Raw genomic sequence first — 21190 nt, forward strand, 5'->3', positions numbered from 1 at the left:
GACCCCCGACTTCCTACATCAGCTTGAAGGGCGGACTAACCCGCTGTCAGTGCGTAACGTCACGAAACGGACAGCTGTTTTTACGGAAGCGCCGGTAGTGCACCTCTCTGACCTGCGTGATCCGGCAGGCGAGGGAGATAGGTCACATCCTGGGGTCGTTTGGGTCACAAAACGGCCCAGAACCCTGGTGTTTCCCGGGTTCTGGGCCGAAGCTTCACCCTCGGTGCCGCGCCGGTCACCGTGCGGCGGCACCGAGGGGGCGGGGCGCGGAGATCAGCTGAGGCGCTCGATGACCATGGCCATGCCCTGGCCGCCGCCGACGCACATCGTCTCCAGGCCGAACTGCTTGTCGTGGAACTGGAGCGAGTTGATCAGCGTGGTGGTGATGCGGGCGCCGGTCATGCCGAAGGGGTGGCCGACGGCGATGGCGCCGCCGTTGACGTTCAGCTTCTCCAGCGGGATGCCCAGGTCGCGGTAGGAGGGGATGACCTGCGCCGCGAACGCCTCGTTGATCTCGACCAGGTCGATGTCGTCGATGGTCAGGCCGGCCCGCCGCAGCGCCTGCTGCGAGGCCTCGACCGGACCGAGGCCCATGATCTCGGGGGACAGGCCGGAGACGCCGGTGGAGACGATCCGGGCGAGCGGGGTGAGGCCGAGCTCGCGGGCCTTGGTGTCGCTCATGATGACGAGCGCGGCGGCGCCGTCGTTGAGCGGGCAGCAGTTGCCGGCGGTGACCAGGCCGTCGGGGCGGAAGACCGGCTTGAGGCCGGCGACGCCCTCCAGGGTGACGCCGGGGCGCGGGCCGTCGTCCTTGCTGACCACCGTGCCGTCGGGGAGGGTCACCGGGGTGATCTCCCGCTCCCAGAAGCCGTTCTTGATGGCCTCCTCGGCGAGGTTCTGCGAGCGGACGCCGAACTCGTCCATGTCCTGGCGGGTGACGCCCTTCCAGCGCGCCAGGTTCTCCGCGGTCTGGCCCATGGCGATGTACGGGTCGGGCAGCAGGCCGTCCTCGCGCGGGTCGTGCCAGGTGGTGCCCTCCTGCTGGGCGACCTCCGCGGTGCGGGCCTCGGCGTCGGCGAACAGCGGGTTGTGCGTGTCCGGGAGGCTGTCGGAGTTGCCCTTGGTGAAGCGGGAGACCGTCTCGACGCCGGCCGAGATGAAGACGTCGCCCTCGCCGGCCTTGATGGCGTGCAGCGCCATGCGGGAGGTCTGCAGCGAGGAGGAGCAGTAGCGGGTGACCGTGCAGCCGGGGAGGTGGTCCATCCCCATCTGCACGGCGACGATCCGGCCGAGGTTGTTGCCCTGCTCGCCGCCGGGCAGGCCGCAGCCGAGCATCAGGTCGTCGATGTCCCTCGGGTCCAGCTCGGGGACCTTGGCGAGGGCGGCCTGGACGATGGTGGCGGCCAGGTCGTCCGGGCGCAGGTCCTTCAGGGAGCCCTTGAAGGCACGGCCGATGGGGGAGCGGGCGGCGGAAACGATCACGGCTTCGGGCATCACGGCTCCAGGGGCATACCGGGTGGTTGGGCGGGCTGGTTGGGAAGTTACCCGTACGTATGGCCCGGGTCACGGGTGGCGCGGTGTGACCCTGGCCGCAGTTTTCTAAGCGCTTGCTTTTTCCGGAGGGCGGCCCTGCCGCCTCCGTCCGGGCCTCCGGAGGCGTGTCGCCCCCGGAAGGTCCCGGGCCGGCAACGCCCCGCCCTTCCCGCGGAGCCCCGGGCCGGCAACGCCCCGGCGTTGCCGCGCCCCCCCTCAGGCCGACGGCGCCGCCGGTTCCGGTTCCGGCAGGCGGCGGCGCCTGCGGCGCTTGAGGAGGGCCCAGGGGCCCCGGGGGCCGGTCGGCATCGCGGCCGTGACCTCCGTGCCGGCCTCCTCGGCCGCCTCCGCCGCCGCCTTGGCCACCGGCAGGAAGCCCTCCCGGCGGGAGGCGTCGGGACGCTCGTCCTCCGCCGGCCACAGGCCGAGGGCGGCGCAGACGGTGGGCAGCACCGCCATCGCCGCGGTCGCGTACCCCTCCGCGGAGGGGTGGTAGCTGTCGGGGCCGAACAGCTCGCGCGGGTTCGCCTCGAACTCGGGTCCCAGCAGGTCGCCCAGCGACACGGTCCGGCCGCCCTGTTCGACGACGCCGATCGTCTGGGCGGCCGCCAGCTGGCGGGAGGCCCGCCGGGCCAGCCAGCGCAGCGGCTGCCGCACCGGCTCGATCGTGCCGAGGTCGGGGCAGGTGCCGACCACCACCTCCGCGCCGGCCGTCCGCAGCCGCCGCACCGCCGACGCCAGGTGGCGCACCGAGCGCGTCGCGGGCATGCGGTGGGTGACGTCGTTCGCGCCGATCATGATCACGCAGATGTCCGGCACCCGGGTCGGGTCCGCCAGCGCCAGCGCCACCTGCCGGTCCAGGTCGTCCGACCGCGCCCCGGGCAGCGCGACCGAGCGCAGCTCGACCGGGTGCTCCGCGATCGCGGCGACGCCCGACGCCAGCAGTGCCGCGGGGGTCTGCCCGGCCCGGTGGACGCCCTGGCCGGCGGCCGTGGAGTCGCCGAGCATGGTCAGCCGCAGGGGCGGCTCACCGGGAACGGCACAGGTGCGGCCGTAGAGACCTTCCGCGTTCGGTACGCGGGAGGACGTGCCGTTGCCCACGCGGCGCCGTGCCAGCTGTACCTGGGCCACCAGCAGCCCGACGGCGGCCGCACCGGCCAGGCCGATCCCGCCGCCGCCGTACGCCGCCCCGGCCGCGATCCGGCGGGCCACCCTCGCCCTCGCCATGCTCGTCATGCGTCGCCGCCACCTCCTCGAACCCCTACACCCACTGCTTGCCCCGTACAGGGCGTCGCCCAATCGCGACGGGGAGTGAACGACCGTCACGGGTCTCCGGCACGACCGTCGCGGGCCCGCGGCAGGGCCTAGGCTGGCGGAACCACTACGACCACATCTTTTGCGGCATCCGGAGACAACGGTGCGATTCCACGACTCGATGATCAGCCTCGTCGGCAACACCCCGCTCGTCAGGCTCAACAGCGTCACCCAGGGCATCAGGGCGACCGTCCTGGCCAAGGTGGAGTACTTCAACCCCGGCGGCTCGGTGAAGGACCGCATCGCCCTGCGCATGATCGAGGCGGCCGAGCAGAGCGGCGAGCTGAAGCCGGGCGGCACGATCGTCGAGCCGACCAGCGGGAACACCGGCGTCGGACTGGCCATCGTGGCCCAGCAGAAGGGGTACAAGTGCATCTTCGTGTGCCCCGACAAGGTGTCGACGGACAAGATCAACGTGCTGCGGGCGTACGGCGCCGAGGTGGTCGTCTGCCCGACGGCGGTGGCCCCCGAGCACCCGGACTCCTACTACAACGTCTCCGACCGGCTGGTGCGCGAGACGCCGGGCGCCTGGAAGCCCGACCAGTACTCCAACCCCCACAACCCGCTCTCCCACTACCACTCCACCGGCCCGGAGCTGTGGGAGCAGACGGAGGGGCGGATCACCCACTTCGTGGCGGGCGTCGGCACCGGCGGCACCATCTCCGGCACCGGGCGCTACCTCAAGGAGGTCAGCGACGGCCGGGTCCGGGTCGTGGGCGCCGACCCCGAGGGCTCCGTCTACTCCGGCGGCTCCGGACGGCCGTACCTCGTCGAGGGCGTCGGTGAGGACTTCTGGCCCACCGCCTACGACCGGACGGTCGCCGACGAGATCGTCGCCGTGTCCGACAAGGACTCCTTCCAGATGACCCGCCGCCTGGCCAAGGAGGAGGGCCTGCTGGTCGGCGGCTCCTGCGGCATGGCGGTCGTGGCGGCGCTGCGGGTCGCCGAGCGGCTGACCGAGGACGACGTGGTGGTCGTGCTGCTGCCGGACAGCGGCCGCGGCTACCTCAGCAAGATCTTCAACGACGAGTGGATGGCCGACTACGGCTTCCTGGAGGACGAGGGCCCCAGTGCCCGCGTCGCCGACGTCCTCAGGGACAAGGAGGGCGGCATGCCCTCGCTCGTCCACATGCACCCGGACGAGACGGTCGGCCAGGCCATCGAGGTGCTGCGCGAGTACGGCGTCTCCCAGATGCCGGTCGTCAAGCCGGGCGCCGGGCACCCGGACGTGATGGCCGCCGAGGTGGTCGGCTCGGTCGTGGAACGCGAGCTGCTGGACGCGCTGTTCAGCAAGAAGGCCTCGCTCGACGACCCGCTGGAGAAGCACATGTCCGCCCCGCTGCCGCAGGTCGGCTCCGGCGAGCCGGTCGGCGACCTGATGGCCGTCCTGGGCCGGGCGGACGCGGCGATCGTCCTCGTCGAGGGCAAGCCGACCGGTGTCGTCAGCCGCCAGGACCTGCTGGCCTTCCTCGCCAAGACCGGCAAGTAGCCCGTCCCCGGGCCGGAGCGGGGAGGCGGACGCGGCAGCCTTCCCCTCCGGCCGGGAACCTGACGGCGAACGTCCGGTGAACCGCCCGTGTCCGCGGTGAACGCGCGGCGTACGTGATCTTCGTGGACGTCGCGGAAGTGGTACGAGCGCGTCACGTCCGCGCAGCACCCGCTTAACACGCGTCCGGCACATTGGTGGGTGTCGGCAGGGCGGGAGCGGCTCCCCGTCCGGTCGGCGCCGAACGGCGTCACAGGACCTCCGGAGCGGCTCCCGGACCTCCAAGGACGCCACGGACGCGCACGCCAGGCCTGACCCGGCCCGCGTCCCTCGCGGGGACCGCCGTCGTCCCGCCCCCCGGTGACGGGGGTGCGGCGGTCCCCGCGCACAGCTCTCCGCGCGCGCTCCGCCCTCAGGCCCGTTCCGCGACTCCGGGCGCGGCCGACGTCCAACTGGCCAGCAGCGCCAGCCGCTCCGCCGTCTCCGAGCCCGGCTCCGGTGTGTAGGCCACGATCGTCTGCTCGGGTTCCGCCTGGACCGTCAGCGACTCGTAGGGCAGGACCAGCAGGCCCGCCACCGGATGGCGGACCTGCTTCACGCCGTACCGGCAGGCCTTGACCTGGTGGTCGGCCCACAGGCGGCGGAAGTCCTCGCTCCGGACGGAGAGTTCGCCGACCAGCGCGCACAGCTCCCGGTCGTCGGGGTGGTGGCCCGCGTACAGCCGCAGGTGGGCCACGCTCTGGGCGGCCACGGCCGGCCACTCGGGGTGGCGGGCACGGGCCTCGGGGTCGAGGAAGAGGTGGCGCGGGATGTTGCGGTCGGCGGGTGCCATGCGGCTGAAGCCGCCCACCGCGTCACCGAGGGCGTTCCACGCGAGGACGTCCATGCGCGGGCCCAGCACGAACGCCGGGGTGCCCGCCATGCCGTCCAGCAGCCGCCGCACGGTGGGGCGGACGCGGGGCGCGGACGGCGCCCGGCGCTCGTGCCGCCGGTGGGGGCGGGCCACCGACCGCAGGTAGGCGCGTTCCGTGTCGTCCAGGCGCAGCACCCGGGCGATGGCGTCCAGCACGGCGTCCGAGACTCCCCCGGACTTCGTCCGGGAGGGGTCCCCGGGGCCCCGGCCCTGTTCCAGCCGCACGTAGTAGTCGACGCTCACCCCGGCGAGCTGCGCCACCTCCTCGCGGCGCAGACCGGGCACCCGGCGGCGGCCGTACGAGGGCAGGCCCACCTCCTCCGGCCGGATGCGGGCACGGCGCGAGCGCAGGAAGTCTCCGAGATCCCCGTCCATGCCCCCGATGCTAGGCGGGCGGCGGGCCGTGAACCTGGTACCGGCAGACCCAGGAAAAGCGCATCCCTGGGTGGCGGCGGCGCGGGCGCCGAGGGTGGTGGGCGTGCCGCCGGGTGGTCCGGCGGCACACCGACCACCGAGGAGCACGCGATGTCGTACGAGAACCCCCTCCACCGGGACCTGGCCGGGCGCGCCGCCGTCGTCACCGGGGCCGCCAGCGGCATCGGGGAGGCCGTGGCCGTGCTGCTGGCCGCCCGGGGCGCCCGGGTGGCGCTGCTGGCCCGCCGCGGGGAGCGGCTGGAGGCCGTCGCCGGGAAGATCCGCGCCGACGGGGGAGACGCCCTGGCCGTCGTCGCGGACGTCACCGACGACACGTCCGTGGCACGGGCGGCCGAACGGATCCGCGCGGCGTACGGGCCCGCCGACCTGGTCGTCAACTCCGCCGGGGTGATGCTGGCCAACCCGGTCGACGACGGCCGGATCGACGAGTGGCAGCGGATGATCGACACCAACGTGACCGGTGTGCTGCGGGTGGTGCGGGCCTTCACCGGCGACCTGGTGGCGGCGGCCGCCGACGGGCGCGCCGCGGACCTGGTGAACGTCTCGTCCGTCGCCGCGCACCTCTCGGCCTTCCCCCACTACGCGGTGTACGCGGCGACCAAGGCCGCGCTCACCCACCTCTCGCAGTGCCTGCGCACCGAGTTCGGTCCGCGCGGCGTCCGCGTCACCAACGTCGAACCCGGCCTCACCGACACCGAGCTGCGCACCCACCTCGACAACCCGGAGCTGGCCGGGCAGCTGGAGGGATTGTTCGAGGCGGTGGGCGGTCTGTCGCCGGAGGAGGTCGCCGACGTCGTGGCGTACGTGGCGAGCCGTCCGCGGCGGGTGAACCTGCGGCAGGTGGTCGTGCTGCCCACGGCCCAGGTGTAGCCGTCCCGCCCGGGGAACGGGGGCAGGGGTCAGTCCTCCCAGGCGTCGTCCTGGCGGGCGGGGCGGCGGCCGAACAGGCCCGGGTTGGTGCGGGCCGCCTGGACCACGTTGACGCCGACGACGCCGAGCCAGGTGGCCACCAGGCCGGGGAGGTGGGCGACGCCCCCGCCGATCGCGGACAGCGGCACCGCGAGGACGAGCGAGACGATCCCGAAGCCGAAGCGCTCGCCCCAGGTGTCCGCGGCCCGCGGCGCGCGGGCGTCCCGGGCGGTCGTGATCCGCTGCTCGGCAAGCTGCCGGCGCACCCGGCGCTCCACCGCGCCGTCGATGCGCTGGTCGACCTTCTCCAGGAACGAGTCGACCAGCGCGGACTCGTACTCCTCGCCCAGCTCCCTGCGCGCGTGCAGGGTGGCGTCGAGTTCCTTCTTGAGGTCGGTGTCCCGCGCGTCCAAGGAGTCCATACGGCCACGGTAGGGAGACCGGCGGGCGGCCGCACTGGGGCTGTCCCCCCTGTCGGGCTGGGGTCTGCCGGAGTGGCCGGGGCGGTCCGCTCCGGCCGGGGCCGCCCGCCGCTCCCGGACGCGGTTGCCCCTCTGCATATGCTCATGCAGAATCCTCAGCTACTGAATAGGCGAGGGGGAGCACGTCATGAGCGCGACCGACAGCCCAGCCGCGCGGCTGCAGGCGCTCTTCGAAGGGCACCGGCTGACGCCGACCCAGCGCCGCATCGCGCACAGCATGGTGCGGCGCGCCGCCGACGTGCCGTTCCTGTCCAGCGTGGAGCTGGCCGAGCTGGCCGGGGTCAGCCAGCCGTCCGTGACCCGGTTCGCCGTCGCCCTCGGCTTCGACGGCTATCCCGCGCTGCGCCGGCACCTGCGCGAGGTCGCGCCCGCCGGACCGGCGGCGGAGACCGGCACGTACAACGCGTACCAGCAGGCCGTCGAGGCGGAGATCGAGAACCTCCGGCACCTCGCGCAGGCGCTGGCCGATCCCCGCCCCGTGCGGCGGGCGGGGCGGCTGCTCGCGGCCTCCCGGCCGCTGCCCGTCCTGGGACTGCGCGCGGCGGCCGCCCAGGCCCACGGTTTCGCGTACTTCGCCGCCAAGGTCCATCCGGACGTGCGGCTGCTGGGCGAGGGCGGCACGATGCTGCACGACCGCATCGACGCCGCCGTCCACGCCGGGGCCACGGCCCTGCTCTGCTTCGCGCTGCCCCGGCACCCGCGCGAGGTCCTCGACACCCTCGCCTACGCCAAGGAGGCCGGGCTGAGCGTGGTCACGGTCGCCGACTCCGCCTTCGCCCCGGTCGCCAAGGTCTCCGACCTGCTGCTGCCCGCCGCCGTCGGGACCGGCCTCGCCTTCGACACGGCCTGCGCGCCCATGCTGCTGGGGCGGGTCCTGCTGGAGGCCATGTGCGACGACCTGCCGGACGCGCAGGCCCGCCTGGAGGAGTTCGACGCGAAGGCGGCCGCGCGCGGGCTGTTCGTGGAGTAGCGGCACGGGCCGCGCCGGCCCGCCCGTCGCCCCGGTCCGTGCGGTGCGGGCCCGCCCGGCGCGGGGCCGCCCGGCGCGGGGCCGCCCGGGCGGGCCCGTCCGGCGTCGTGCCGCCCGTGCCGTCCCGTTTTCCCGCCCCTCCGTGGCCCGGTGTCACACGTCCCCGTCTTCTCAGGCTCGTCTCACCTTGCGCGGCTAACGTGCGTCGCCTAAGACACCTTCAGACACCGTGCGCGGCAGGGCGCCGCGCACGGCACTTCGACGATCGTGAGACGGGAGGCCGGACGTGACGCGCGGAGGACAGGGGCTGGCTCGGGTGGCCGTCGTCGTACGGGCCGGAGCGGCCCCGCTGTGGTGGCTGGGCCTGGCCGCGGCGGGCATCGGCGTACTGGTGCCGGGACTGACGGGGCGGCGGATCGGCGTCCTGGCGGGCGCCGCGCTGTTCGTGGTGGCGGCGGCCGCCGTGGCGTACGCCCGGCGCCGGCGGTACACCGCACTGACCCGCTCGACCGCCCGCGCGGGCAGGCACGACGTGCTCCAGGACCGGGCGGTGAGCACCCGCAACTGGCGGCGCGGCCACCGCTGGTGGCTCCTGCTCGCCTTCCTCGCCGGGGTGGGCAGCGCCTTCGCCGTGCCCGCCGCGGGCGGCATGCTGCTGGCCGGCTGCGGTGCCGGCCTGTGGCTGAAGGCCGCGTGGATCGGGCGGCTGGAGCGGGCCGAGGAGGTCCTGTTGTGGGTGCGGGTCGACTGGCTGCGCCGGGGCGGACGCCCGGCCGGCCCGGCGGTCAAGTCGTACCGCAGCACGGGCATCGCGGCCGGCGACGCGGCCCCGGGCGGCTCGCGCCGACGGACCCCGGCACTGGTGTAGCGGGCAGAGGGCTGCGGGCAGGGGCTGACGACCGGTGACGGGCGACCGGTGACGGGAGACCGGTGACCGGTGACGAGCAGCGGACGAGGGGGTGGCATGCGCTCGCGTGCGACCTCGCCCGGAGTTGGCGTGGGGCGGCGTCGGGGCCACCGGCCTGCGGCCCGCCCGGCGCCAGGTCCACTGGCCCGCCGAGTACGGGCGCTCCGGTGCTTGGTCTGCCGGTTGTGGTGCCCTGGCATCTGGTCCGCCGGTTATGGGCGCCCTGGCGCCCGGTCCAATGGCTGTGGGCGCTCCGGTGCTTGGTCTGCCGGTTGTGGTGCCCTGGCATCTGGTCCGTCGGCTGTGGGCGCCCTGGCGCCCGGTCCAATGGCTGTGGGCGCTCCGGTGCTTGGTCTGCCGGTTGTGGTGCCCTGGCATCTGGTCCGTCGGCTGTGGGTGCCCCGGCGCCCGGTCCAATGGCTGTGGGCGCTCCGGTGCTTGGCCCGCCGGTTGTGGTGCCCTGGCATCTGGTCCGCCGGCTATGAGCGCCCCGGCGCCCGGCTCAATGGCCATGGGCGCCCCGGCACTTGGCCCGTCGGCCCGCCGGCCGTGCCCCGGTCAGGTCCGCCTGTCCGCCGCCGCCCCCGGGACCAGCGACTCCGCGTGCGCCCCGCCCGCCTCCGTCACCACCTCCTCGACCGTCTGCGGTGGCCTGACGAGCGCGAAGGCGACACCTCCGGCCCGGTCCGGGACGAAGCCGTGGATCCCGGGCCGCACCAGCGAGTTGTACGCGTAGTGGTGCGCGAAGCAGTACGCGCCGGTGTCCAGTGCCGCCACGTGGTCGCCCTGCTCCAGCAGCGGCAGCTCCCGCCCCGCGGCGAGCAGGTCACCCGCGAAGCACGCCGGGCCGGCCACGTCCTGCACGACCGGGGGACCCTGCTTGGGCCGCCCCCGTGAGTCGTACGCGGCGATCCTGAGCGGCCAGCTCTCCGGCGCGTACACCGTCCGCGTGGCGACCTGCACGCCCGCGTGCGTCACCGCCACCGGGCGCCCGCCCGCGCTCTTGGCGTACTCCACCCGCGCCACCACCGTGCCGTGCTTGGCCAGCAGCGACCGGCCGAACTCGGTGACCAGCCCGTACCGCCCGTCGAACAGCCCCGGCACCGTCTCCCGCAGCAGCCGCGCGTACTGCGCGTACGTCGGGGTCGTCGCCTCCGACGCGAAGTTCACCGGCAGTCCGCCGCCGATGTCGACCGTGTCGACCTGGTGCCGCCCCGCGCGCCGGTTGATCTCCTCCGCGAGCGCGTACGTCTCCGCCACCCCCCGCGCCATCAGGGGCAGCGGCACGCCCTGCGAGCCGGTGTGCGCGTGCAGCCGGGTCAGCCACGGCCGGTCCAGGTACGCCCGCACCACCCACTCCCGGGCCCCCTCGTCGCGCAGCGCCACCCCGAACTTCGAGGTCGCCGTCGCCGTGGACAGCGCCTCGATGGAGCCCGCGCCGACCTGCGGGTTCACCCGGATGCCGAGCGGGGACCGGTCGGTGCCCGGCCGCACCAGCGCGTCGAGGCGGGCCAGCTCCTGCGGGTTGTCGGCGTTGACGGCGACGCCCAGCGCCAGGGCCTCCCGCAGCTCGGCGGGCGTCTTCGCGGGGGAGTCGAGGACCGTCCGGTCCGGCGGCACCCCCGCCGCCCGCGCCAGCGCCAGTTCGCCGGGGCTGGCCACCTCCGCGCCGATGCCCTCCTCGCGCAGCAGCCGGAGCACCGGCACCAGCGGGGTCGCCTTCACGGCGAACGCGTGCAGCACCGGCGTGCCGGGCGCCGTCACCGCGTCGAACGCCGCCGTCAGCTCCGCCGCCGACTCCCGGATGCCGGTGACGTCCAGCAGCCCGACGACGGGACTGTCCGCCCCGAGCAGCCCCTGGTCCACGGCGGCCCGCACCGCCGCGTCCCGCCGCGCCGCCCGCTCGGCGCCGCCGCCCGCACCGACGCCGTCCGCGCCGACGTCGTCCGCCCGGTCCTCGCCCGTCCTGCCGTCCTGTGACCTGTCCACCGCGTCCCTGTTCCCGTCCTGTCGCCGGCGATGCAGGAGGCCGGGCGTTCCGGCCGGACGTCCCGCGGCGCGCCCCGGCCGCCGCGCCGCTGTATTGACTAGTCTTATTCATCAGGACAGGATGTGAATAAGAACAGCAACATCGTGCCGGGAGCACCCCAGGAGGCAGACCATGTCAGGACCCCGCCCGCCCGTCTCCCACTCCTCTCGGACGAGGTCCTACGGGCCGCCCCCCGGCGGAGTCCGGGCGCCGCGCGGCACGCAGCCGAGCGCTCTGGGCTGGCAGCAGGAAGCCGCCCTGCGGATGCTGCAGAACAACCTCGACCCGGAGGTCGCCGAGCACCCCGACAAGCTCGTCGTCTACGGCGGCACGGGCAAGGCGGCCCGCGACTGGCGCTCCTTCGACGCGATGGTCCGCACGCTGCGGACCCTGAAGCAGGACGAGACGATGCTCGTCCAGTCGGGCCGCCCGGTCGGCGTCATGCAGACCCACGAATGGGCCCCGCGCGTGCTCATCGCCAACTCCAACCTCGTCGGAGACTGGGCGACCTGGGAGGAGTTCCGCCGCCTGGAGGCCCTCGGCCTGACCATGTACGGGCAGATGACCGCCGGCTCCTGGATCTACATCGGCACCCAGGGCATCCTCCAGGGCACCTACGAGACGTTCGCCGCCGTCGCCGCCAAGAAGTTCGGCGGCACCCTCGCCGGGACCATCACCCTGACCGCCGGCCTCGGCGGCATGGGCGGCGCCCAGCCCCTCGCCGTCACCATGAACGACGGCGTCGCGCTCTGCATCGACTGCGACCCGCGCGCCATCGACCGCCGCATCGAGCACCGCTACCTCGACGTGCGGGCCGACTCCCTCGACCACGCCCTGCAGCTCGCCACCGAGGCCCGCGACCGGCGCCGGCCGCTGTCGATCGGCGTCCTCGGCAACGCCGCCGACCTGGTCCCGCGGCTCCTGGCCATGGGCGCGCCCATCGACATCGTCACCGACCAGACCTCCGCCCACGACCCGCTGGCCTACCTGCCGCTGGGCATGGACTTCGAGGACATGGCCTCCGCCGCCGCCAAGGACCCGGCCGGCTTCACCACCCGCGCCCGCGAGTCCATGGCCCGGCACGTCGAGGCCATGGTCGGCTTCCTGGACGCCGGCGCCGAGGTCTTCGACTACGGCAACTCGATCCGCGGCGAGGCGCAGCTCGCCGGATACGACCGCGCCTTCGCCTTCCCCGGCTTCGTCCCCGCCTACATCCGCCCGCTGTTCTGCGAGGGCAAGGGCCCGTTCCGCTGGGCCGCGCTGTCCGGCGACCCGGCCGACATCGCGAAGACCGACAAGGCCGTCCTGGACCTCTTCCCGGAGAACGAGTCCCTGGCCCGCTGGATCCGCATGGCCGGCGAACGCGTCCACTTCCAGGGCCTGCCCGCCCGGATCTGCTGGCTCGGCTACGGCGAGCGGGACAGGGCCGGCGAGCGGTTCAACGACATGGTGGCCTCCGGCGAGCTGGCCGCACCGGTCGTCATCGGCCGCGACCACCTCGACTGCGGCTCCGTCGCCTCCCCCTACCGCGAGACCGAGGGCATGCTCGACGGGTCCGACGCCATCGCCGACTGGCCGCTGCTCAACGCCATGGTCAACGTGGCCTCCGGCGCGTCCTGGGTGTCCCTGCACCACGGCGGCGGCGTCGGCATCGGGCGCTCGATCCACGCGGGGCAGGTCACCGTCGCCGACGGCACCGCGCTGGCCGGCGAGAAGATCCGCCGCGTACTGACCAACGACCCCGGCATGGGCGTCATCCGGCACGTCGACGCCGGGTACGACCTCGCGGAGTCGGTCGCCGAGCAGCGGGGCGTCCGCGTCCCGATGCGCGAGGACGACGCGGGCACCCCCGAGGGCGACGCGGCGGTCCGCGCGGGGGACGCGGCGATCCGCGAGGGTGACGGCGCGTGAGCTTCCACAGCATGTGGGCGGAGCTGCTGCCGATCGGCCGCAGCTCCGCCTCCGGCGGCTACCGCCGCTTCGCCTGGACCGGGGCCGACGCCGAGTGCCGGGCCTGGTTCGAGGCGCAGGCCGTGTCCCGCGGGCTGCGGTACGAGGTCGACCGCAACGGCAACCAGTGGGCCTGGCTCGGCGACCCCGCCGACGGCGACGCCGTGGTCACCGGCTCGCACCTGGACTCCGTGCCGGACGGCGGCGCCTTCGACGGCCCCCTCGGGGTCGTCTCCGCCTTCGCCGCCCTCGACGAACTGCGCGACCGCGGCGCCCGGTTCGCCAAGCCCCTCGGCGTCGTCAACTTCGGCGACGAGGAAGGCGCCCGGTTCGGGCTCGCCTGCGTCGGGTCGCGGCTGGCCGCCGGGCGGCTCACCCGCGAACAGGCGCACCGCCTCACCGACGGCGACGGGATCACCCTGCCCCGGGCCATGGCGGCCGCCGGGTACGACCCCGACGCCCTCGGCCCCGACCCCGAGCGGCTCGCCCGCGTCGGCGCCTTCGTCGAACTCCACGTCGAGCAGGGCCGCGCCCTGGACCTGTCCGGCGACCCGGTCGGCATCGCCAGCGCGATCTGGCCGCACGGCCGGTGGCGGTTCGACTTCCGCGGCGAGGCCAACCACGCCGGCACCACCCGCCTCGCCGACCGGCGCGACCCGATGCTGCCGTACGCCGAGACCGTGCTCGCCGCCCGCCGCGAGGCCCGGCTCGCCGGTGCCGTCGCCACCTTCGGCAAGATCGCCGTCGAGCCGAACGGCGTCAACGCCGTCCCCTCCCTCGTGCGCGGCTGGCTCGACTCCCGCGCCGCCGACCAGGACAGCCTCGACACCGTGGTCACCGGCGTGGAGAAGGCGGCCCGCGCCCACGCCGAGGAACACGGCGTCGACCTCGACGTCGTCCGCGAGTCCTTCACCCCCGTCGTCGAGTTCGACCACGCCCTGCGCGACGAACTCGCCCGCATCCTCGGCAAGGAGGCGGACGAGACCGGCGGCCTGAAGGTCCCCGTCCTCGGCACCGGCGCCGGACACGACGCCGGGATCCTGTCGGGCAGCGTCCCGACCGCCATGCTGTTCGTGCGCAACCCCACCGGCGTCTCGCACTCCCCGGCCGAGTCCGCCGCCGAGGACGACTGCGTGGCCGGGGTCCTCGCCCTCGCCGACGTACTGGAAGGACTGGCGTGCACGTGACCCCGAGGACCTTCTGGCTGGAACACGCCTGGCTCGGCCGCCACGTCGAGCCGGGCGTCGCCCTCGACGTCCGCGACGGCCGCGTCTCCGCCGTGCGCACCGGCGTCCCCGCCCCGCCGCCCGGCGCCGAGGTCCTGCGCGGACTGACGCTCCCCGGCCTCGCCAACGCGCACAGCCACGCCTTCCACCGCGCCCTGCGCGGCACCGTCCAGGTCGGCTCCGGCACCTTCTGGACCTGGCGCGAGGTCATGTACGCGGTCGCCGACCGGCTGACCCCCGACACCTACCACGACCTCGCCCGCGCCGTGTACGCCGAGATGGCGCTGGCCGGCATCACCTGCGTCGGCGAGTTCCACTACGTCCACCACGCCCCCGGCGGCACCCCCTACGCCGACCCCAACGCGATGGGGGAGGCGCTGATCGCGGCCGCCGCCGAAGCCGGCATCCGCATCACCCTCCTGGACACCGCCTACCTCTCCGCCGGCTTCGGGCGGCCGCCCGAAGCCCACCAGCTCCGCTTCTCCGACGGGACGGCGGACGCCTGGGCCGCACGCTGCGCACTCCTCGAGGCACGGGACCACGCACGGATCGGGGCGGCCATCCACTCCGTACGGGCCGTGCCCGCCGGCCAGTTGGCGACCGTGGCGCGGTGGGCCGAGGAGCGGCGGGCCCCGCTGCACGTGCACCTGTCCGAGCAGACCGCGGAGAACGACGCCTGCCGGGAGGCCCACGGCCGCACCCCGGCGCGGCTCCTCGCCGACCACGGCGTGCTCGGACCGCGCACCACCGGTGTCCACAACACGCACCTCACGGACGAGGACATCGCGCTGATCGGCGGGTCCGGCACCGGCACCTGCATGTGCCCCACCACCGAACGCGACCTCGCCGACGGCATCGGCCCGGCCGTCGCCCTCCAGCGGGCGGGCTCCCCGCTCTGCCTCGGCTCCGACAGCCACGCCGTCGTCGACCTGCTCGAGGAGGCCCGCGCGATGGAGCTGAACGAGCGCCTGCGCAGCCGCACCCGGGGCCACTGGACGGCCGCGGCCCTGCTGCGGGCCGCCACCGCCGACGGCCACGCCGCGCTCGGCTGGCCGGACGCGGGGACCCTGGAGCCCGGCGCGCTCGCCGACCTCACGACGATCGCGCTCGACTCGGTCAGGACGGCAGGGCCGCTTCCGCGGCTCGGTGCCGAGACGGCCGTATTCGCCGCGTCGGCAGCGGACGTGTCGCATACGGTCGTGGCAGGCCGGCACGTCGTGCGGGACGGCCGGCACACCCTCGTGCCGGATGTGCCGAAGGCCCTCGCGGACGCCGTCGCAGCCCTGCGCGGATGAGCGCGGGCCGCCCGCCCGCGCGGCCCGCAGCCGCCCCCGAACCCGACCCCACCGCCGACCAGGCCAGCAAGGACGCCATGAGCAACGCGACGACCGTCAGCCCCGACCACTCCGCGAGCACCGCCAGCACGCTCATCACCAACATCGCCGCCCTGGTCACCAACGACCCCTCCCTCGGTGACGGTTCCCCCCTCGGACTGATCCAGGACGCGGCCGTCGTCATCGAAGGCGACCGCGTCGTGTGGACCGGTGGATCAAGCAAAGCACCCGCCACTGACAACCGGGTCGACGCCGGCGGCCGGGCGGTCCTGCCGGGCTTCGTCGACTCCCACTCCCACCTGGTCTTCGCGGGCGACCGCACCGAGGAGTTCAACGCCCGCATGTCGGGCCGCCCCTACAGCGCCGGCGGCATCCGCACGACGGTCGCCGCCACCCGTGCCGCGACCGACGCGGAACTGGAGGCCGGCCTCACCCGTTACCTCGCCGAGGCGCTCCGCCAGGGCACCACCACGCTGGAGACGAAGTCGGGCTACGGCCTGACCGTCGCCGACGAGTCCCGCGCCCTGCGCATCGCCGCCCGCCACACCGACGAGGTCACCTACCTCGGCGCCCACATCGTCCCCCCGGACCACGCCGACGACCCGGCCGGCTACGTCGCCCTGGTCACCGGCGCGATGCTCGACGCCTGCGCGCCGCACGCCCGCTGGATCGACGTCTTCTGCGAGGAGGGCGCCTTCGACGGCGACCAGGCCCGCGCCGTCCTCACCGCGGGCCGCGCGAAGGGCCTGCACCCGCGCGTCCACGCCAACCAGCTCTCGCACGGCCCCGGCGTCCAGCTCGCCGTGGAGCTCGACGCGGCCAGCGCCGACCACTGCACGCACCTGACGGACGAGGACGTCGACGCGCTGGCCGGCAGCCGCACCGTCGCCACGCTCCTGCCCGGCGCCGAGTTCTCCACCCGCGCCGCGTGGCCCGACGCCCGCCGCCTGCTCGACGCGGGCGTGACGGTCGCGCTCTCCACGGACTGCAATCCGGGCTCGTCCTTCACGTCCTCGGTGCCGTTCTGCGTCGCCCTCGCCGTACGGGACATGGGCATGACCCCGGACGAGGCGGTGTGGTCGGCCACGGCGGGCGGCGCGGCGGCCCTGCGCCGCGACGACGTCGGCCGCCTGGTGCCGGGCGCGTACGCCGACCTGCTCCTGCTCGACGCCCCGAGCCACGTGCACCTGGCCTACCGGCCGGGCGTCCCGCTGGTCGCCGCCGTGTGGCGGCGGGGCGTACGGGTCGTCTGACGGCGGCGGCGGACGCGGACGGGCGCGGGGGCACGCCGACGGGGGCGGTCCCTTCGCCGGACCGCCCCCGGAGGACGTGTGTCACGCGGCGGCGGTCAGTCCTCGACCGTCAGCCCCTTGCGCAGCCGCACCAGCGTGCGCGACAGCAGCCGCGACACGTGCATCTGGGAGATGCCGAGCTCGTCGCCGATCTCCGACTGGGTCATGCCCGCCACGAAGCGCAGCGACAGGATCCTGCGGTCGCGGGGCGCCAGCTGGGCGATCAGCGGCTTCAGCGACTCGACGTACTCGATGCCCTCGATCCCGTGGTCCTCGTAGCCGATCCGGTCCGCGAGGGCGCCCTCGGAGTCGTCCTCATCCGGCTGGGCGTCCAGGGACGAGGCCGTGTAGGCGTTCGACGCCGCCATGCCCTCGACGACCTCCTCGCCGGAGATGCCGAGGCGCTCGGCCAGTTCGGCGACGGTCGGCGCGCGGTCCAGCTGCTGGGCCAGCTCGTCACCGGCCTTGGCCAGGTCGAGCCGGAGCTCCTGCAGCCGGCGCGGGACGCGCACGGACCACGAGGTGTCACGGAAGAAGCGCTTGATCTCGCCGATGATGGTCGGCATCGCGAACGTCGGGAACTCGACGCCGCGGGAGAGCTCGAAGCGGTCGATCGCCTTGATCAGGCCGATCGTGCCGACCTGGACGATGTCCTCCATCGGCTCGCTGCGCGAGCGGAAGCGGGAGGCGGCGAACCTGACCAGCGCGAGGTTCAGTTCGACCAGCGTGTTGCGTACGTAGGCGTGCTCGTGGGTGCCTTCCTCCAGCGCCTCCAGGCGCTCGAAGAGGGTCTTGGACAGGGCCCGCGCGTCGACCGGGCCCACCTCGTCGTACGGGGGGATGTCCGGAAGTCCGGCGAGCGCGTCGTCCGGTGTGACGAGCGTCTCGTCCCGCTCGATGGGATCCAGATGTGCCGGAGGGGGTGTCGACGTCGCTTCACGGGTACGCGATGCGTCGAGCCGGGGTGACATGATGTCCTCCATCGTTCTCGGCATATGGCTGCCGAAGCCACTGCGTGCACTGTCGGTGTGCGGCGCCTCCAAAGCCGGCCGTGTCGGGTACGTGTCCTTACTAGCCCTACCCGCTTTCCTGAGCCCGCCGCAAGTGCGTTCTGTTGGCATGTGTCCGTTTGTGGGTGGTTGTTCGGGTGTCGGACCGTGTGGAGAAGGCGTAGGGTTCGAGGGCGTCAGCAAGCAGCCACGACGTCGGGAGAGAGAGACGGCATGGACCGCGGGACGGTCGGCAGCGCACAGTCGGGCCGGCTTCTGGTGGAGGTGCGAGAAGAAGGCCCCAGTGCCGTCGTGACCCCGGCAGGTGAGTTGGATCACCACACCGCCGATCTGTTGCGAGAGCCACTCGAGGACTGCCTCGCCAAGGGCTTCAAGCGCCTCGTCATCGACTGCACACGCCTGGAGTTCTGTGACTCCACGGGGCTCAACGTGCTGCTCGGCGCGCGCCTGAAGGCGGAGGCCGCCGGGGGCGGGGTGCACCTCGTGGGCATGCAGCCCGTGGTGGCGCGCGTCTTCGAGATCACGGGGGCGGACGCGGTCTTCACCGTGCACGACACCCTGGAGGCGGCCCTGGCCGGGGAGGCCGGCTGACCTCCCGGGCGGGCCCCGGGCGGGCCGGCGCCGCGCCCTGGCCGTCCCGCCGGGACCGGTGTTCTCCTCCCGTCACGGGTTTCGTGCCGAATACAGGGGTGTTCCGTCCGACGGGTCGGGCAGGAGACATCCTGAACGTATCGGCAGCCGGGGTGACGGGTGCGGCGAGAACCGACCGGCCGCGCACCGCGTGACTGACTGTGTACTGACCTTGTGAATCGAGAACTGGTGAATCGGTGAGGTGAAGCGCTGATGAGCACCACCCGGCCCTGCTCGCCGGGCGACCGCGGTCCGGAGCCCAGCGGCGCTTCCCGGGCGCCCGGGGCGCCCGGGGGCGGCGTACCGGTGGTCGGTGCGTCCGCGGCGGGCGGTGTCGTGCCGTCCGGGGGAGCCGGCGCGGGCGGTGCCGCGCCGTCCGAGGCGCCGGCGCCGTCCGGGAGCCGTCAGGTCCGCCGGCTGAGCTTCGACGGCCAGAGCGGGGTCGTCCCGCTCGCCCGCGACTTCACCCGCCAGGCGCTGTACGCGTGGGGCTGGCTGCCCGCCGCCGGCGCCGACCAGCGGGCCGCCGCCGAGGACGTCCTGCTCGTCGTCTCCGAACTGGTCACCAACGCCTGCCTGCACGCCGAGGGCCCCGACGAGCTGTTCATCTCCTGCGACAACAAGGTGATCCGTGTCGAGGTCTCCGACCGGGGCACCGGCCAGCCGGCCCCGCGCACCCCGCACCGCGCGGGCCGCCCCGGCGGCCACGGCATGTTCATCGTCCAGCGCCTCTGCCTGGACTGGGGGGTCGTACGGACCCCCGGCGTCGCGGGCAAGAGGGTCTGGGCGGAGCTGGGAGCGCCCGCGTAGGGCGTACGCGTGCCGGGCGCGCCCCGCCGCCGCGAGGGCGCATTGCGCGTACCGCCCCGCTCCCGCCCCCGCCTGCCCCCTTCGAGCCGACGCCCCCTCCGGGTGTCGGTTTCTGTGCGCTCGCACCCCTCGTGTGCGGTTCTGTGCGCCGCCGTCGGTGCGGCCCTCGCCCGTTTTCCCGCCCCTTCCCGCCCCCGGTCGCCGGAGCCGGGAAAAGCCCGGAGGGCCACCGCGCCCCGATGGACGCGGTGACCCTCCGACGACTCGTTCCCGCCGGGCCGGCCGGGCCTAGCGGACGTTGCCCATGAGCTCCTTGACCTTGGTGCGGTACATCCACACCGCGACACCGGCGAGCACGGCGAGGGTGGCCTCCAGGGCCACGATGCCCGTCTTGTTCAGGTCGACGCCGGCGAGGGAGAGCAGGCCGGTCGTGGCGTCACCGGCGGTGACCGCCAGGAACCAGACGCCCATCATCTGGGAGGCGTACTTGGCCGGGGCCATCTTCGTGGTGACCGACAGGCCGACCGGGGAGAGCAGCAGCTCGCCGACGGTCTGGGTGAAGTAGATCGCCACCAGCCACAGCGCGGCGGCCTTGTGGCCGCCCTCGGCGATGGACAGCGGGGCCAGGAAGAGGAAGAAGGACGCGCCGACCAGGACCAGGCCGGAGGCGAACTTCACGATCGTGCTCGGCTCCTTGCCGCGCCGGTTCAGCGCCAGCCAGAACCAGGCGAAGACCGGGGCCAGCGCCATGATCAGGACCGGGTTGACCGACTGGTACCAGGAGACCGGGAAGTCCCAGCCGAGGACGCTGTTCTCGGCGGAGGAGGACGCGAAGATCGACAGGGTCGAGCCGCCCTGGTCGTAGATCATCCAGAAGACGGCCGCGGCGACGAAGAACCAGATGTACGCCGACATCTTGGACTGCTCGGCCCGGTCCAGCTCCTTGTCGCGCTTGATGCGGACGAGGACGAGGGTCGGGATGATCACGCCGAGCAGGGTCAGCGGGACCAGCACCCAGTTCAGGGTGTAGTGGCCGGTGACGCCCAGGGCCGTGTAGGCGACGACGGCGATGCCCGCCCAGACCGCGGCCTTGCGCAGCGTGGCGGTCTTCTCCTCGGCGGACAGCGGCTTGGGGACGAGGCTGGAGCGGGTGTCCAGGTGGCGGCTGCCGATCAGGAACTGGGCCAGGCCCAGCGCCATGCCGAGCGCGGCGAGCGCGAAGCCCAGGTGCCAGTCGACGCTCTCGCCGATGGTGCCGATGATCAGCGGCGCGGCGAAGGCACCGAGGTTGATGCCCATGTAGAAGACGGTGAAGCCGCCGTCGCGGCGCGGGTCGTCCGGGCCGTCGTAGAGGTGGCCGACCATCGTGGAGATGTTGGCCTTCAGCAGACCCGAACCGATGGCGACCAGGCCGAGACCCGCGTAGAAGGTGCCCGAGGAGGGCAGGGCCAGCGTGAGGTGGCCGAGCATGATGACCGCACCGGCGACGGCGACGGTCTTGCGGGGACCCCAGACCCGGTCGCCGAACCAGCCGCCCGGCATCGCGAGCAGGTACACCAGCGACACGTAGACCGAGTAGATCGCGGTCGCCGTGCCGGCGCTCAGGTGCAGGCCACCCGGAGCGACGAGGTACAGCGGGAGCAGGGCCCTCATGCCGTAGTAGGAGAAGCGCTCCCACATCTCGGTCATGAAGAGGGTGGCCAGTCCGCGGGGGTGGCCGAAGAAGGTCCGCTCGGAGCCGGGGGTGCCCGGGGTGACCGAGTCCTTCGTCAGGCTGGACGCCATGGTCGTTCCTTGCTGGTCGGGACGCGTCACCCGAGGGGTCGCGCCCGGTGGGGCGGCCGGCACCGGCGGGTCCGTGCCGTCCACCCCGCGCCCACGGGGAGTCCGCTCCGGATCACGGAGCGGCGGACGGCGTCCACCGGGATCCACGCCTCTGCGCGCGGCTCTGCGCTACGAG

General features: G+C 74.1%; 17 protein-coding genes. 10 read left to right on the top strand and 7 right to left on the bottom strand.

Going from position 1 to position 21190, the window contains the following annotated elements; translation table 11 throughout:
- Positions 1-273: 273 nt before the first annotated feature.
- Both ACIF8T_RS14000 and ACIF8T_RS14005 read right to left on the bottom strand, forming a co-directional pair.
- Positions 274-1494, bottom strand: a complete 1221-nt coding sequence (locus tag ACIF8T_RS14000) for an acetyl-CoA C-acetyltransferase (protein WP_400034590.1) — start codon at positions 1492-1494, stop codon at positions 274-276.
- Between the two features lie 255 nt (positions 1495-1749).
- Entirely contained in the window at positions 1750-2769 is a 1020-nt protein-coding gene (locus ACIF8T_RS14005; protein ID WP_400034592.1) for an SGNH/GDSL hydrolase family protein, read from the bottom strand.
- Between the two features lie 181 nt (positions 2770-2950).
- Between ACIF8T_RS14005 and ACIF8T_RS14010 the strand changes: the two genes are divergently transcribed.
- Positions 2951-4336 (top strand): cystathionine beta-synthase, encoded by a 1386-nt coding sequence (locus ACIF8T_RS14010; protein WP_400034594.1) that lies wholly within the window; start codon positions 2951-2953, stop codon positions 4334-4336.
- A 409-nt stretch (positions 4337-4745) separates the two neighbouring features.
- Here ACIF8T_RS14010 and ACIF8T_RS14015 read toward each other — a convergent pair whose 3' ends face one another.
- Positions 4746-5621 carry a helix-turn-helix transcriptional regulator gene (locus ACIF8T_RS14015; protein WP_400034596.1) on the bottom strand — a complete coding sequence of 292 codons (876 nt, stop codon included), beginning with the start codon at positions 5619-5621 and terminating at the stop codon, positions 4746-4748.
- Positions 5622-5771: 150 nt separating this feature from the next.
- Between ACIF8T_RS14015 and ACIF8T_RS14020 the strand changes: the two genes are divergently transcribed.
- The gene (locus tag ACIF8T_RS14020; RefSeq protein WP_400034598.1) at positions 5772-6551 is read left to right on the top strand and encodes an SDR family oxidoreductase; all 780 of its coding nucleotides are present in this window, start codon (positions 5772-5774) and stop codon (positions 6549-6551) included.
- A gap of 29 nt (positions 6552-6580) precedes the next feature.
- On the opposite strand, the gene ACIF8T_RS14025 is transcribed toward ACIF8T_RS14020, so the two are convergent.
- On the bottom strand, positions 6581-7012 hold the full coding sequence (locus ACIF8T_RS14025) for a hypothetical protein (RefSeq protein WP_400034600.1): 432 nt from the start codon (positions 7010-7012) through the stop codon (positions 6581-6583).
- 187 nt (positions 7013-7199) lie between these two features.
- On the opposite strand from ACIF8T_RS14025, the gene ACIF8T_RS14030 reads away from it, so the two are divergent.
- Together ACIF8T_RS14030 and ACIF8T_RS14035 are read left to right on the top strand one after the other, a co-directional pair.
- The gene (locus ACIF8T_RS14030) at positions 7200-8042 is read left to right on the top strand and encodes a MurR/RpiR family transcriptional regulator (protein WP_400034602.1); all 843 of its coding nucleotides are present in this window, start codon (positions 7200-7202) and stop codon (positions 8040-8042) included.
- A gap of 286 nt (positions 8043-8328) precedes the next feature.
- Complete coding sequence (locus ACIF8T_RS14035; protein ID WP_400034604.1) at positions 8329-8910, top strand: hypothetical protein; 582 nt, start codon at positions 8329-8331, stop codon at positions 8908-8910.
- Positions 8911-9507: 597 nt separating this feature from the next.
- Here ACIF8T_RS14035 and ACIF8T_RS14040 read toward each other — a convergent pair.
- Positions 9508-10938 (bottom strand): diaminopimelate decarboxylase, encoded by a 1431-nt coding sequence (locus ACIF8T_RS14040; RefSeq protein ID WP_400034606.1) that lies wholly within the window; start codon positions 10936-10938, stop codon positions 9508-9510.
- Positions 10939-11110: 172 nt separating this feature from the next.
- Between ACIF8T_RS14040 and hutU the strand changes: the two genes are divergently transcribed.
- The 4 genes from hutU to hutI are packed head-to-tail and all read left to right on the top strand — an operon-like array spanning position 11111 to position 16741.
- A complete protein-coding gene (hutU, locus tag ACIF8T_RS14045) occupies positions 11111-12889 on the top strand; it encodes a urocanate hydratase (protein ID WP_400034608.1) in 1779 nt (592 codons plus the stop codon).
- Entirely contained in the window at positions 12886-14115 is a 1230-nt protein-coding gene (locus tag ACIF8T_RS14050; protein ID WP_400034610.1) for an allantoate amidohydrolase, read from the top strand. The genes hutU and ACIF8T_RS14050 overlap by 4 nt, the downstream gene beginning before the upstream one ends.
- Positions 14112-15449 carry a formimidoylglutamate deiminase gene (locus ACIF8T_RS14055; protein ID WP_400034612.1) on the top strand — a complete coding sequence of 446 codons (1338 nt, stop codon included), beginning with the start codon at positions 14112-14114 and terminating at the stop codon, positions 15447-15449. The genes ACIF8T_RS14050 and ACIF8T_RS14055 overlap by 4 nt, the downstream gene beginning before the upstream one ends.
- Positions 15446-16741, top strand: a complete 1296-nt coding sequence (gene hutI, locus ACIF8T_RS14060; protein ID WP_400034614.1) for an imidazolonepropionase — start codon at positions 15446-15448, stop codon at positions 16739-16741. Before ACIF8T_RS14055 ends, hutI begins: the two co-directional genes overlap by 4 nt.
- 95 nt (positions 16742-16836) lie before the next feature.
- Here the strand turns inward: hutI and ACIF8T_RS14065 are convergent, their stop codons facing one another.
- On the bottom strand, positions 16837-17763 hold the full coding sequence (locus ACIF8T_RS14065; protein WP_400034616.1) for an RNA polymerase sigma factor SigF: 927 nt from the start codon (positions 17761-17763) through the stop codon (positions 16837-16839).
- Positions 17764-18003: 240 nt separating this feature from the next.
- Between ACIF8T_RS14065 and ACIF8T_RS14070 the strand changes: the two genes are divergently transcribed.
- Together ACIF8T_RS14070 and ACIF8T_RS14075 are read left to right on the top strand one after the other, a co-directional pair.
- A complete protein-coding gene (locus ACIF8T_RS14070; protein WP_400034618.1) occupies positions 18004-18381 on the top strand; it encodes an STAS domain-containing protein in 378 nt (125 codons plus the stop codon).
- A gap of 252 nt (positions 18382-18633) precedes the next feature.
- Positions 18634-19230 (top strand): ATP-binding protein, encoded by a 597-nt coding sequence (locus ACIF8T_RS14075; RefSeq protein WP_400034620.1) that lies wholly within the window; start codon positions 18634-18636, stop codon positions 19228-19230.
- 288 nt (positions 19231-19518) lie between these two features.
- Here the strand turns inward: ACIF8T_RS14075 and ACIF8T_RS14080 are convergent, their stop codons facing one another.
- On the bottom strand, positions 19519-21015 hold the full coding sequence (locus ACIF8T_RS14080; RefSeq protein WP_400034622.1) for an oligopeptide:H+ symporter: 1497 nt from the start codon (positions 21013-21015) through the stop codon (positions 19519-19521).
- Positions 21016-21190 lie beyond the last annotated feature (175 nt).

This window comes from Streptomyces sp. NPDC085946, assembly GCF_044540485.1.
GTDB lineage: Bacteria > Actinomycetota > Actinomycetes > Streptomycetales > Streptomycetaceae > Streptomyces.

Coding starts and splice junctions, on each gene's coding strand:
- ACIF8T_RS14000 (WP_400034590.1), bottom strand. CDS start 1,494: ATGCCCGAAGCCGTGATCGTTTCCGCCGCCCGCTCCCCCATCGGCCGT.
- ACIF8T_RS14005 (WP_400034592.1), bottom strand. CDS start 2,769: ATGACGAGCATGGCGAGGGCGAGGGTGGCCCGCCGGATCGCGGCCGGG.
- ACIF8T_RS14015 (WP_400034596.1), bottom strand. CDS start 5,621: ATGGACGGGGATCTCGGAGACTTCCTGCGCTCGCGCCGTGCCCGCATC.
- ACIF8T_RS14020 (WP_400034598.1), top strand. CDS start 5,772: ATGTCGTACGAGAACCCCCTCCACCGGGACCTGGCCGGGCGCGCCGCC.
- ACIF8T_RS14025 (WP_400034600.1), bottom strand. CDS start 7,012: ATGGACTCCTTGGACGCGCGGGACACCGACCTCAAGAAGGAACTCGAC.
- ACIF8T_RS14030 (WP_400034602.1), top strand. CDS start 7,200: ATGAGCGCGACCGACAGCCCAGCCGCGCGGCTGCAGGCGCTCTTCGAA.
- hutU (WP_400034608.1), top strand. CDS start 11,111: ATGTCAGGACCCCGCCCGCCCGTCTCCCACTCCTCTCGGACGAGGTCC.
- hutI (WP_400034614.1), top strand. CDS start 15,446: ATGAGCGCGGGCCGCCCGCCCGCGCGGCCCGCAGCCGCCCCCGAACCC.
- ACIF8T_RS14065 (WP_400034616.1), bottom strand. CDS start 17,763: ATGGAGGACATCATGTCACCCCGGCTCGACGCATCGCGTACCCGTGAA.
- ACIF8T_RS14070 (WP_400034618.1), top strand. CDS start 18,004: ATGGACCGCGGGACGGTCGGCAGCGCACAGTCGGGCCGGCTTCTGGTG.
- ACIF8T_RS14075 (WP_400034620.1), top strand. CDS start 18,634: ATGAGCACCACCCGGCCCTGCTCGCCGGGCGACCGCGGTCCGGAGCCC.
- ACIF8T_RS14080 (WP_400034622.1), bottom strand. CDS start 21,015: ATGGCGTCCAGCCTGACGAAGGACTCGGTCACCCCGGGCACCCCCGGC.